Raw genomic sequence first — 13,367 nt, 5'->3', positions numbered from 1 at the left:
GTCATGGGTGACAGTGGGTCCCGTATTACGCGCATTGAGCTGCCGGACGGCACACCGGTCTGGGCCAGGATCTCCGGGGCCGAGGAGCTGACCGGGCCGGCGCCCGGGGGCGGTCCGACCTATACGGACACCGGGTTCGGGGACATCGCGGACCAGGTGCAGGCCCGGGTCGAGAGCCTGCACTCCGTGGTGACCGGCGTGGCGCGCTCGCTCGCCGTGCCGTTGCGCGCGGTGCGGCCGGACGAGGTGAGCGTCGAGTTCGGCATCGAGCTGACCGCCAAGGCCGGGAAGGTCGTCGGGCTGCTCGCGGACGGCGAGGCCAAGGGCGCCATCACGGTCACGCTGACCTGGAACGGCGGCGGGCCGCCCATCGACGCGCCCCCGCCCGCCCCCGTACCGGCGCAGACGGCCCCGCCCTTCGCGCCCCCCGCCACGCCGCCGGGCGCCGGTGCACCTCCCGGCTTCCCGCCCGCCGGGGCACCCCCCGGCGCACCGGCACACCCCGGCGGTGCGGACGACCCCGACGGCGGCGGGGCATGACCTTCGGGGAACAGGGGGGCGCAGAGGGGGCCCTCGGTCCCGCCCAGGCCGCCCTCATGGACCTCGTCCAGGACGCCACCGTACGCATCCATCGCCCGCCGTCCGGGTATGCCCAGGACGGGCCGGAAGGGGACTTCCTGGGCAGCGGATTCTTCGTCGCACCCAGCTGGGTCCTCACCTGTGCGCATGTGGCGACGCGGGGGGAGGGGGGCATGGTGGGCGTGTGGTTCAAGGAGGACCGCTACAGCGCGGAACTGACCGAGGTGCCGGGCCGTGTCGTCGCCGCCCTGCCCGGCACCCGGCCCCCCGGCCCGGGCGGCTGGCCGGCCCCCGACCTCGCGCTGATCCAGCTCCAGCGCCCCGTCGAGCACCCCTGCGTGTACGTCACCGAGCGGTCCGAGGCCCTGCTCCGCAGCCGCGAGGTGCGCTGCGTCGGCTGGGCGCCCGTCCAGGGCGGCGGGCTCCGGAACCGCAGCGGCGTCTGCGTCGTCAAGGGCTCGTACGGGGGATCGGGCGACGCCGAACAGGTCGTCAGGATCGACGGCGACTGGGTGGAGCTCGGCATGTCCGGCGGCCCCCTGGTCGACCTGGCCCGGGGCGAGGTCGTCGGCGTCATCAAGTCGCAGATCAACGGCCACCAGGGCGGCACCGCCGTCGGCGTCGAGCGGCTGCGCACCCTGGAGGTGCCGGCCGGGCCCGTCGAGACCGAGACCGACGACATATACCAGTCCGTCTTCCACGCCCACGACCGCTACCACGCCGACCGGCACACCAGCTCCGCCGGCACCGAGCGGACCTGGACCGACGCGCAGAGCGACCTGCCCGACCCGCCCGGCGGCATCCTCGGCCCCAAGCTGCGCGCCGAACTCCTCGGCCGCCTCGCGGAGCTGTCGCCCCCGGCCAGCACCCGGTCGCTGCTGACGCTGCTCGACCGGCTGCCCGGGGTGTACGCCCGCGACCACCGACCGGCCCCGCGCGGCTGGCGCGACGGACTCGGCGCGCTCTACGACGCCCGCGCCCGCGACCGCGAGGCCCGGTTCGAGCTGATCGTCCGCTACTGCATGGGCGTCCTCGCGGCGGACCGCCCCTGCGGCCAGCTCTCGGTGCGCAACGCCAAGGCGCTCTGGGGCTGGGTCAAGCGCATCGCCGACACCGAACTCCCCCGCGACCTTCGGCGGCAGCTCGACGTGGAGTGGGCCGCGATCCGGCTCCGCCTGGAACAGAACCGCCAGCGGGCCGCCCGCGCCCCGGCGGGCGATCCCGTCCGCTACGGCGAACGCGACTGCGTCGTGCTCCATGTGGACCTCCAGGGCTGGGCCCGCGACCAGTACGACTGGCGGGTCGCCGTGGACCGCCGGGCCGCGGAGGCCGAGCCCGTGGACGAGGACAGCCGCGGCGTGCCGCTCGGCACCGTGCCGGACCGGCTCGCCGCCGCGCTGACCGAGGCGTTCCGGCGGTGCGACGAACCGGACAGCCCCGCCATGCTCCAGGTCGTCGTCGCGCCCGCGCTCTTCGGGCTCCCGGTGGACGACTGGGTGCTGCCGCCGTCCGGGACGCGGCTCGGAGCCGTACGCCCGGTGGTGCTGCGCAGCCCGTACCAGGGGGCGGCCGAGGAGCGGCCCGCCCGGTGGGACGCGGGGCTCGCGGCCGCGATCCGGGCCGAGGTGGTCGACTGCGAGGACGAATTGCGGGTACGTGTACCGGAGTCGGCGCGGCTGCGCACCCTGGCCCACGGGACCGTGCCCGTCCTGTGCCGCTACGGCAGCCTGCCGGACCCCGAGGTGACGGCCGGGGTGGTGCGGCTGCTCGACAGCGGCTTCGGCGTGGCGCTGCTCCAGCGGCGCACGGCGGAGGGCGACACGGTCTGCAAGGAGTTCCACCGGCGCGTGGCCGAGGCGGTGTCGGACACCCGCACCCACGACCGGCTGCCGTGGAAGATCCATGAACTGAGACGCGGGGTGAGCGCGGGGCGGACGGAGACGTACTGGTCCGCCGGCGCGGCCCTCTACTACGACGATCCGCACCGACCGCTGCCGGGTTCCGACTTCCTGGAGGCGCCGTGAGCCACCGTGCGGGGCATCAGTCGGGTAAGCGAACTGGCTTTCCACTTACGGGTGTTGAGCCGGATCGATACGGTAGGGCACGTCCGACGCAGGCCGCCCCTGGCGGACGGGTGACAACGAGGGACACGCTATGAGTGAACCGAGCGAGTGGCTCATCTACCGGGGCATCGGCGAACCGCACGACGAGGTGCCCCAGCTGCCGCCCCCGCCGCCCTGGCGCGACTTCACCGGAGGCCGCGGGGCCGACGGGGCGGACGGCGGCGAGTCCGCCGACCGGCGGCTCGGCATCCCCGGGCGCGTCGCCGAGGAGCACCGGCCCGGCGCCGAGGAACTGGAGATGATCAACGCCGCGCTGTACCTGCGGCGTCCCCTGCTCGTCACCGGGGACCCGGGCGCCGGCAAGAGCACCCTGGCCCACTCCGTGGCGCGCGAGCTCGAACTCGGCAAGGTGCTGCGCTGGCCCGTGGTCAGCCGCACCACCCTCCAGGACGGCCTCTACCACTACGACGCCATCGCCAGGCTCCAGGACGTCCAGATCGCCTCGCACGCGGCGGCCGGCGGCGGTGCCGGGGCCGACGCGGCGCAGAGCGTGGGCAGTTACATCCGGCTCGGGCCGCTCGGCACCGCGCTGCTGCCCTCGGACCGGCCGCGCGTCCTGCTCATCGACGAGCTGGACAAGAGCGACATCGACCTGCCCAACGACCTGCTGAACGTCCTGGAGGAGGGCGAGTTCGCCATCCCCGAGCTGGAACGGATCGCGGACCGGCTGCCCGACGGCGAGGCGGACGTGCTCGACCACGACGGCAACAAGGTCCGCATCAAGGGCGGCCGGGTGCAGTGCCGGGCCTTCCCCTTCGTCGTGCTCACCAGCAACGGCGAACGGGACTTCCCGGCCCCGCTGATGCGCCGCTGCATCCACCTGGAACTCGGCCGCCCCGACCACAAGCGCCTCGCCTCCTTCGTCAAGGCCCACCTCGGCGAGGAGGCGGCCCGCGCCAGCGACGACCTGATCGCCCACTTCCTGGAACGGTCCCGCACCGAACTCCTCGCCACCGACCAGCTGCTGAACGCCATATACCTCACGCACGCCGCGTCACCGGCGGGCCGCGACCGGCTCGCCGACCTGCTCATCCAGCGACTCGACCGGCCGAGGTGAGGCTCTGATGTCCGGTGCGGCGGACAGGACCGACGGCGGCGGTGCCCCGGAAACCCACGACGGCGGCTTACTGCCCGAGCTGGTCGCGCGGCTGCGCGGCGCCGGGCTCGACCCGGACGTCGAACAGCTCTGCGACGCCCTCTGGCTGGCCCGGTGGACCCGCCGCGCCGCCGCGCCCGGGGAGGGGACCGGCCCGGACCCCGCGCGCCCCGGCCACCGCCCCTCCGAAGACCGCCCCGACCCCCGCCGCACCGCCACCCCGGACGCCCGCACCCCGGACGAGGACCGGGCCGCCCGGCGCGAGGAGACGCCCGCACCGGGCGACGGCGAGCGGATCTCCCTGCACCCCGTCCCCGGCCGCACCCGGCCCGGCTCACCGGACGCTCCACCGGACCCGGAGGACATCCGGCCCGGCGCGGACGCCCACGCCGCCGTGCTGCCCCTCGGCGTACCGGCCGCGCCCGTCCTGCCCGCCGCCCTCGAACTGACCCGCGCGCTCCGCCCGTTGCAGCGCTACCGCCCGGTCTCCGCGCCCTTGCGCCAGGTCCTGGACGAGTCGGCGACCGCCGAACGCAGCGCCCGCGCCGGGGGCGTGGTCATGCCCGTCTTCCGGGGCGTCCGGCGCGGCGACGCCGTCGTGCAGTGCGTGATGGACGCCTCCTCCTCGATGCTGGTCTGGGACCGGCTGTTCGAGGAACTCCAGCAGATCTTCGCCCGGATCGGCGCGTTCCGGGATGTCCAGATGCGCTACCTCCACCCCGGTCCCGACGGCGGCTGCACGGTCAGCCGCAGCCCCGACCCCACCGCCGCCCCGCTGCACTCGGCGGACCGGCTCAGCGACCCCACCGGCCGCCGGGTGACCGTCGTGGTCAGCGACTGCGCGGGCCCCCTCTGGCGCACCGGACACGCCCACCGGCTGCTGCACCAGCTCGCCCGGCTCGCCCCCGTCGCCGTGCTCCAGCCGCTGCCGCAGCGCATGTGGAACCGGACCCGGCTGCCGGTCACCTTCGGCTCGCTCACCCGCGGCGAGGGCCCGGCCGGGGCCGCCCTCCTCAAGGTCACCGGCGACGCCGGGACGGGCCCCGCCCACCCCGGCGCCCTCGCCGTCCCCGTGCTGCCGCCGGTCGCGGACGCGCTCGCCGCCTGGGCCCGGCTGCTCTCCGGCACCGGCGCGGCCTCGGTGCCGGGCGCGGTCGGCTGGGTCCGGGCCGACCAGCCCGCGGCCCCGGCCCGCCGCCCGGGCGACGCGCTGTCCTCGCTGCACCTGGTCAGCCGGTTCCGCTCGACGGCCTCCCCGGCGGCCGGACAGCTCGCCGTCTACCTCGCCGCGGCCCCCCTCTACCTCCCCGTCATGCAACTCGTCCAGCGCACGATGCTGCCCCACTCGGGACCCTCCGAGCTCGCCGAGGTCCTGCTGAGCGGACTCCTCAAGCGGCAGGAGGGCGGCACCGGACGCGGACAGTGGTACGTCTTCGAGCCCGACGTCCAGGAAGCACTGCTCGGGCCCCTCGGCCGCGACGAGGCCCTGCTCGTGCTCAAGCACTGTTCGCAGTACATAGAGCAGCGGTTCGGCAAGGGCGGGCCCAACTTCCCGGCCCTGGCCTACGCCCAGCTCGGCGACGGCACCATCCGCGACGCCGCGCACGGCACCCCCTGGCCGGTCCCCGCCACGGACCCCGCCGCCCGGGCGGCCGAGGAAACCGACGACAGTGAGGAGAACGAGGGGAACGGGGGGAACGAGAGACCCGGGGGTCCGCGCGTCCCCCACGCCTTTGCCGAAGTCGCAGCCCGCGTACTGGAGCGATTCATGCCCGTACCGCCACGATTCGTCACCCGGGAGCCCAAGACGCCCGGCAACCCCCAGGCCGCCGGCCTCGCCGTGCGCCGCGCGCGGGAACTCGTGCGCCACTTCGAGACCGACAAGATGGTGCAGCGCCTGATCGACGCCGTACAGCTGCTCAGGGGCGCCGCCGAGCACACCCCGGCCCCCGCCGACGACACCGAACTCTGGGCGGAGTACGCGCGCTGCGTGCTGCGCCTGTGGGAGGTCCAGGGCGGTGCCGACCTCCTCGAAGAGGCCGAACGCGCCGCCGAACGGGCCGCCGCCCGCCCCGGCGCCGTCCGGGAACGCGCGGTGCTCGCCAAGGTCCTCCACGCGGCCGCCGACGACCGGCGCAGGCGCGGCGACCGGCGCGGCGCGCTGGAGCTGCTGCGGCGCGCCGACCGCGAATACACCGCGGCCTGCGCCAGCCCCGGACTTGAGCCCGGCGAGGCGCTGCGCCTCACCCTGGAGCGGGTCCGGGCCCTGGAGGCGCAGTGGCGGCTCGACGGCGACACGGCCCTGCTCCAGAGCGCCTGCGGGATGCTGGAGGCGTTCGCCGACGCCTGGCCCGACCAGGAGAACCGCCCCGCCGTCCTGCCCCTCCAGCACGGCCGCACCCTCCTGAAGCTGGCCCGCGCCACCCAGGACGGCGAACAGTCCCGCGAGTACGCCCGCCAGTCGGCCCGGTCGCTGCGCACCGCGTTCGCCCAGAGCGCGGGGCAGACCATGGGCACCGAGGTCCGCATCGTCCTCGACCTGGTCGACGCGCTGCTCGCCTCGGGCGCCGAGCCGGAGGAGGCCGCCACCCTCACCGCCCAGGCGCTGGAGACCGTACGCGACCAGCGCCAGCGCGCCCAGCTCCAGACCCGGGCCGGACGCGTCCGGGTCGCCCGCTACGAACACACCGGCGACCCGGCCGAACTCGTCGCCGCCACCGAGTGGTTCGCCCGCGCGGCCCGGGGCATCCCCCGCGACTCCCGCGCCTACACCGACCTGCTCGCCGAATGGGGCGCCACGCTGCTGCGCCGCGCCGAACTCCCGGACGGCGGCGCGCACATCGGCGCGGCGGTCCGGGTGCTGCGCGACTGCCGCTCCGAGATGCCGGCCGGCGGCGCCCAGCAGTCCGAGCGCCTGCTGATGCTGGGCCGGGCCCTGATGCTGCGCCACCGCGCCACGGCGGACCGGGTCGACCTGCGGGAGGCCGAGTACCTCTTCAAGCTGGCGGCCGAGGAGGCCACCGCCCCGCTCACCGCCGCCCGCTGCTGGCTGGAGCTGGGCCGGGCCCTCCTCCAGGCGGCCGGCGTCCTCGACCGCCCGGCCCGCCGCGACGAGGCGGCGGAGGCGTTCCGCTCGGCCGCCGACGCGGCCGGCGAGGCGCAAACGGAGCAGGAAAGTCCACAACATCTCCAGGAAGCAGTGGAGTTGGCCGCTACAGCCAACCACTGGCGGGGTATGACGTACGAGAGGGCAGGCCGCCCCCGGGCCGCGCGCGACGCGTACCGGGCGGCCCGCCAGGAGTGGCGCAAACTGCCGGACAACGGCGGCGCGGCGGGTGAGGCGACCGCCGAGCGGCTGGCGGAGCTGGAGCGGTGAGAGCGGCGCGCCCGACGGCGAGCGCGCCGGGGCCCCGGCACGCGCGTAAGGCAGCAGGCGACACGGCAGGTCAGGGATGCGGGACCGGCGGGACGCGCTCAACGGCGAGCGGGTCACCGGCCGGCCCGGTGCTGCGGTACGGGGAGGCGTGATGAGCGAGTCGACACGGTACGAGGGAACGGGCGCGGCCGGCGCGGGTGCACTGCCGGACCTGCTGGGCCTGGACCTGGCGGCCCTGCGGACGATGGACCACCCGGTGCTGTCCGAGGTGGTGGCGGATCTGCGGGGGCGGGCGGAGCAGCCCAAGGAGATGCTCTGGGGGTTCACCAACGCGTTCTGAGCCAAGGCCGTGCCGGTGGGGCCGACGCTCGATTCCGGCCCGTGGTGCACCCGATTGAGACATCATCGCCCGGGTGCCGCCTGGCCCTGTCCCTCACCGGGAACACTCGCCCCGGGCCGGTACGGGGGGTGCCCCGGCCGGTGTACAGCACGGGGGTGCGTGAGTGGCTGGACGGACGACACCGCGGGGGCGACACACGGAGCGGGACGCGAAGGGGACGGCGGACGCCCCGGGCTTCGGCCCCGTGCCCTTCGGGCAGTTCATCGTGAAGGTGCACGGCCGCTGCAACCTGGCCTGCCGTTACTGCTACCTGTACGAGGGCCCCGACCGCACCTGGCGCGACCGCCCGTCCGCCGCGTCGCCCGCCGTCCTCGACCGCACCGCCGACCGCATCGCCGAGCACGCCGCCGCCCACGGGCTCGGCAGCGTCGCCCTCGTCCTGCACGGCGGCGAACCCCTGCTCGCCGGACCGGGCAGGCTGGCGGCCCTCGCCGACGCGGTGCGCGAACGCGTGCCGGAGGGCTGCGCCGTACGCACCACCGTGCAGACCAACGCCACGCTGCTCACGGACGCCGGCATCGACACGCTCGCCCGGCACGGCATCCGTGTCGGCATCAGCCTCGACGGCGGGCTCGCCGCCCACAACACCCTGCGCACCGACCACGCAGGCCGCCCCTCCTGGCCCGCCGCCTCCCGGGGCGCCCGGCTCCTCGCCGACCACCACCCCGAGGCGTACGCGGGCATCCTCACCGTCGTGGACCCGCGCACCGACCCGGTGGAGATGTACGAGTCACTGCTCGCCCTGCGCCCTCCGGCCCTGGACCTCCTGCTCCCGCACGGCAACTGGTCCAGCCCGCCGCCCGGCCTTGCCGCCGCTCCCGGTCCGGGGCGCCCCACCCCGTACGGCGACTGGCTGTGCACCGTCTTCGACCGCTGGTGGGGGGCGCCCCGGCGGGAGACCCGGATCCGGCTGTTCGAGGAGTGCTCCGCGCTGCTTCTCGGGCTGCCCGCCGCGACCGAATCCCTCGGCCTGGACCCGGTCAACGCGGTCGTGATCGAGACGGACGGCTCCATCGAGCAGGTCGACTCGCTCAAGTCCGCCTACGACGGCGCGGCCGCCACCGGCCTCGACGTCTTCCACCACACCTTCGACGAGGCGCTGCGCCACCCGGGCGTGGCCGCCCGCCAGGCGGGGGCCGGCGCGCTCGCCGCCGCCTGCCGCGCCTGCCCGCTGCTGACCGTGTGCGGGGGCGGCCACTACGCACACCGCTACCGCGCAGACAACGGCTTCCGGAACCCCTCCGTCTACTGCGCCGACCTCGAACGGCTGATCCGCCACGTCGCGGACCGGCTCGCCGAAGCAACCGCTGGAGACCCCCCATGAGTTCTGCCGTCCCCGACCACGTCCTGCGCGAGCTCGGCCGCACCGAGGGCGACGCCGCGTCGCTCGGCCTGCTCGTCCGCGACCAGGACACCCGCCGCCTCGTCCTCCTGCGCGCCGTGCTCGACGCGGCGGAGGCCGCCCCGGCCACCGTCTGCCCGCCACCCCTGCTGGACCGGCTCCGCGCGGACTGGGCCCTCCTCGAAGCCGCCGAACGCGCGGACCGGGGGGCGGCGCGGAGCGTTCTGTTCCACCCGTTGGCGGGGCCCTGGGCCGAGCGGCTGCTGGGCGGGCTGACGTCGGAGGCGCCGGGCGGACCGGACCTGTTGGCCGACCTGGCGCACCTGACGGCGCTGGCCGCCGCGGCCGGGGTGCGGGCGGGGATCGGGTTCCGGGTGCGGCTCGGTCCCCGGGGCGGGCTCCTGTCGCTGCCCACCCTGGGAGCCGTCCGCGCGGACACCGGACCGGTCGCACTCCACGGCCGCGAAGGAGAGCTGACCGTACGCCCGGCCGACGGCGCGCCCTTCACCGTCCGCGTCCAGCGGGACGGGGCCACGAGCTCGGCGGACCCCCGCTGGGTGCCCCTGGTCACGCTGCCCGCCGTGGTGCCCGGGGCGGGGCCCGTGGTGCTGGACGACCTCGACCCGTACCGGACGCGCGGCGGCGGAGCCGAGACCCACGGACTGGGGGACGCCGCCCAGATCGACGACTGGGAGCGCAAGGCGTGGGTCGAGTCCTGGTCCGGGGTCGAGCCACTGCTGCGCCTGGGCGGCGAGCACCGGCTCACCGAGGCATCCGTCCTGCTGCGCTGCATGGTCCCGCTCGGGCCGCCGCCCGGCTCCGGGCCCACCGGCCGCAGCGCCGCGCATTGCAGCGGCACCCGGCGTGAGGCGTTCGGCGCGGTTCTCAGCAGCAAGCCGGCCACCGCCGCGTACTTCGCCTCCACGCTCGTGCACGAACTCCAGCACACCAAACTCGCCGCCCTCTGCGCCCTCGTACCCCTGCACCACGAGGACACCGCGCCCCGGCACTTCGCGCCCTGGCGCCCCGATCCCCGGCCCTTCGACGGACTGCTCCAGGGCGCCTATTCGCACCTCGCACTCGCCGACTACTGGCAGCGGTTCGCGCTGAGCGCGAGGCGCGTCACCCACCGGGATCTGGCCTGGGCCGAGCATGCGCGCTGCCGGCAGCAGGTCGGGGCCGTACTGCCGGTGCTGGCCGGGTCGGCGGCGCTCACGCCCGAGGGCCGGACGGTCGTCAACGAGATGATCTCGGTTTACCACCGTCTGGAGGATTCGCCGCCTCCCTCGGGGCACCTTGCACGCGCGGAGGCGTACGTGAGCACCGCCAAGGTGATATGGCAGCAGAGGAACGGCTCGCGAAGGCAGTGAACATCGCCCGGATTCCAGTCGGAGCGACCATGCTCCGGGGTATGTTGAGAAGGCTCGTATCGAGGCAGGGAGACGGTTGAATGCCCGGAACGCGTAGGCCAGTTGGAGTAACCGGGGCGAATACCGTCACGATCAGTTTCGCCGGTTTCAACCGCGCCTGGGCGGCGTGGATCGCGGACCGTCTGGAGCGGCGTGGTGTGGAGGTCGTCCAGCAGCGGTGGGACCCGCCGGTCTCGATCCCGCTGGAGGAGTCGCTGCGGGACCTGACGCTCGCGCGCGGCCGCGTCCTGGTGATCCTCAGCGACTGGTACTTCCAGCTCGGCCCCCGCAGCCACGACGAGTGGAACCGCGCCCTGCGCTCCGAAGTCGCCCCCAATCCCGACCGGTTCGCCGCCGTGTGCGTCACCACGTCAGCGCTTCCCGGAGCCACCTCCGCACTGGGCGCCGCCGACCTCACCAACGTCGGCGCCGAGGAGGCGGAGCGGCGGCTCCTCGTCCGGCTGGGGCTGCCCACCGACCCGCTGCCCGACGGCACCCCCGCGGGCCCGCGCTTCCCGTCCGACACCCCGCAGGTGTGGGGCGGAGTGCCGCGCCGCAACATCCGCTTCACCGGCCGCGAGCAACTGCTCACCGACGCCTACCGGGCGCTCCAGGAATCCGGACCGGGCGCCGGAGTCGTGACCCTGCACGGCATGTCCGGCGTCGGCAAGACCCAGCTGGCGGCGGAGTACGTCTACCGCTTCGGCTCCGAGTACGACGTGGTGTGGTGGGTGCAGGCCGACCGGCGCGCCCTCTACCGCCAGAAGCTCGCCGAACTCGCCCCGGAACTCGGCCTGTCCACCGGCCCCGAGTACGGTGAACGGCTCCGCGCCGTCCGCGACTCGCTGCGCCGGGGCGACCCCCACTCCCACTGGCTGCTGATCCTGGACGGCGCCGACGAACCCGACCAGATCTGGGACCTGGTGCCCACCGGACCGGGGCACGTGCTCATCACCTCCCGCAACCCGGAGTGGAGCGAGCACAACAGCAACCTGGTCGAGGTGCCCGTCTACCGGCGCGACGAGTCCGTGGCCTTCATCCGCCGCCGCGCCCCGCGCCTCACCCCGGCCGAGGCCGACCAGCTGGCCGAGGCCCTCGAAGACCTGCCGCTGCTGCTCGACCAGACCGCGGGCTGGCTCAACGACTCGGACCTGTCCGTGGAGGAGTACATCGAACTCCTCGAAGGCGGCATCGACCAGGACGTCGTCAAGGTCTCCGCCGACTTCCCGCTCGCCTTCCAGACCGCCTGGTCGATACTGCTGAACAAGCTCCGGGACACCGTCCCCGAGTCCGTCGACCTGCTGCGCCTGTGCAGCTTCTTCGCGCCCGGCTCCATCCCCGTACGGCTGCTGAAGGAGATGCCGCCGGGGGACCTGCCGGAACAGGTCTCCGGTCTGATGAGCGACCCCCTGCTGTGGAACAGGGCCATCAACCAGCTCCGCCAGTACTCCGTGGTCCGGCTGGAGTCCCACGAGTCGGTGGTCGACGCGGCCTCCGCCGGTGAATCCATCTACATGCACCGCATGGTCCACCAGATCGTCGGCCACGACATGTCGGAGGAGAACCGCCAGGAGTTCATCGACGTAGTCCGGCGCGCCCTCGCGGCGGCGGATCCGGGCCGCCCCACCGACACCCGGCTGTGGCCCGCGTACGCCGAGATCACCCCCCACCTCAAGTGGGCCGATGTACTGAAGAGCACCGACCCCGCGGTGCAGACGCTGGTCCTCAACTGCCTGCGCTACATGTACCTGTCCGGGGAGTACCGGGCCGGCATCAAGCTGGGCGAACGCGCCCTGGCCGCCTGGCGGGAGCTGTTCGGCGAGGACCACCCGAGGATCTGGGAACTCAGCTACCACTACGCCAACCTGCTCAGGTCCGTCGGCGACTACGCGGCCACCGAGGCCATCGAACGTGCGGCGGTGGAGCATCTGCGCGCCAAGCGCGGCACCCACGAACTCGAACACCTGCGCGCTGCCACCGGACTGGCCGCCGACCTGCGCGGCCTCGGGCGGTACGACGAGGCGCTGGAGATCTCCAGCTGGGTGCTCGCCGGCTACCAGGAACTGCTGGGCGAACAGGATTCACGCACCCTCAACGCGCAGAACAACCTGGCCACGACACTGCGGCTGCTGGGCAGGTACGCCGAGGCCCTCGAACTGAACGGGCTGACCCTGGACGCCCGCCGCCAACTCCTGCGCCAGCGCCACGCGTGGACTCTCTACTCCGAGATCAACTACGCCACCGACCTGCGACTCCTCGGCCGGTACAACGAGGCGTTCTCCCTCCAGAACCAGAGCGCCCAGGTCCACCGACGGGTCCTGGGGCCGGACAATCCGCAGACCCTGCGCGCCGAGCACAACCTCGCCCTCTGCCACTACCGCAACGGCGAACGCACCAGGGCGGCGGAGCTGTTCACCCGCGTACTCGAACGGTGCGAGCGCGCCCTGGGTGAGAGCGACCCTCTCACGATGATGTTCGCCGCGAGCCAGAGCTTCTTCGCGCGGGAGCACGGCGACATCGACCAGGCCAGGGCCATAAGCGAGAAGGTCGTCCAGGGCTTCGCGGACATGCTCGGTGAGGAGCATCCGTACGTGGCGGGCACCCGCGGCAATCACGCCCTGATCCTCCGCAGCGTCGGGGAGCGCCAGCAGGCGTACCACCTGATGGAGGAAGCGCTCGCCGGCATGGAGCGGGCCGTGGGCGAGCACCACCCCTGGACGCTGGGCTGCGCCATCAACGCCTCGGCCATCCGCAACCTGATCGGTGACGTGGAGTCCGCCGTGGCCCTGACGGACTCCGTGGTCACGCGCGCCATCGAGGCCCTGGGGCGCACTCATCCCCTGACGCTCTCCGCCCGCATCGCTCACGCCGCTGACCTGCGCGGAGTCCGGGACAGGCAGCGGGCGGAGAAGGTCGAGACGGAGGCGCTGGACGACCTGGTGGCCACCCTCGGCGCGCAGCATGTGCACACCGTGTCGGCCCGCTCCAGGAACCGGCCGTACTGGGACTTCGAACCTCAGATGATCTGACGGCATGGCGTCA

The 13,367-nt window shown here is 74.4% G+C and carries 8 protein-coding genes; all 8 read left to right on the top strand.

The annotated features are described in order from the left end of the window. The first annotated feature begins 3 nt into the window (after nucleotides 1-3). Nucleotides 4-540, top strand: coding sequence for a CU044_2847 family protein (locus NEH16_RS10020; protein ID WP_265541169.1), 537 nt, complete (start codon nucleotides 4-6; stop codon nucleotides 538-540). After that, a complete protein-coding gene (locus NEH16_RS10015) occupies nucleotides 537-2,603 on the top strand; it encodes a trypsin-like peptidase domain-containing protein (protein WP_265541167.1) in 2,067 nt (688 codons plus the stop codon). The genes NEH16_RS10020 and NEH16_RS10015 overlap by 4 nt, the downstream gene beginning before the upstream one ends. 130 nt (nucleotides 2,604-2,733) lie before the next feature. After that, the gene (locus tag NEH16_RS10010; protein WP_073963982.1) at nucleotides 2,734-3,759 is read left to right on the top strand and encodes an AAA family ATPase; all 1,026 of its coding nucleotides are present in this window, start codon (nucleotides 2,734-2,736) and stop codon (nucleotides 3,757-3,759) included. A 7-nt stretch (nucleotides 3,760-3,766) separates the two neighbouring features. Next, complete coding sequence (locus tag NEH16_RS10005; RefSeq protein ID WP_265541165.1) at nucleotides 3,767-7,174, top strand: SAV_2336 N-terminal domain-related protein; 3,408 nt, start codon at nucleotides 3,767-3,769, stop codon at nucleotides 7,172-7,174. Nucleotides 7,175-7,325: 151 nt separating this feature from the next. Next, the gene (fxsA, locus tag NEH16_RS10000; RefSeq protein ID WP_073964859.1) at nucleotides 7,326-7,514 is read left to right on the top strand and encodes an FxSxx-COOH cyclophane-containing RiPP peptide; all 189 of its coding nucleotides are present in this window, start codon (nucleotides 7,326-7,328) and stop codon (nucleotides 7,512-7,514) included. A gap of 244 nt (nucleotides 7,515-7,758) precedes the next feature. Continuing rightward, entirely contained in the window at nucleotides 7,759-8,898 is a 1,140-nt protein-coding gene (locus NEH16_RS09995; protein WP_265547124.1) for an FxsB family cyclophane-forming radical SAM/SPASM peptide maturase, read from the top strand. Then, entirely contained in the window at nucleotides 8,895-10,286 is a 1,392-nt protein-coding gene (locus NEH16_RS09990) for an aKG-HExxH-type peptide beta-hydroxylase (protein ID WP_265541162.1), read from the top strand. Before NEH16_RS09995 ends, NEH16_RS09990 begins: the two co-directional genes overlap by 4 nt. A gap of 80 nt (nucleotides 10,287-10,366) precedes the next feature. Next, nucleotides 10,367-13,354, top strand: coding sequence for an FxSxx-COOH system tetratricopeptide repeat protein (gene fxsT, locus NEH16_RS09985; protein ID WP_265541160.1), 2,988 nt, complete (start codon nucleotides 10,367-10,369; stop codon nucleotides 13,352-13,354). Nucleotides 13,355-13,367 lie beyond the last annotated feature (13 nt).

Source organism: Streptomyces drozdowiczii (assembly GCF_026167665.1).
GTDB classification, from domain to species: Bacteria; Actinomycetota; Actinomycetes; order Streptomycetales; family Streptomycetaceae; genus Streptomyces; species Streptomyces drozdowiczii_A.
This window is presented reverse-complemented; position numbering and strand designations above follow the sequence as displayed.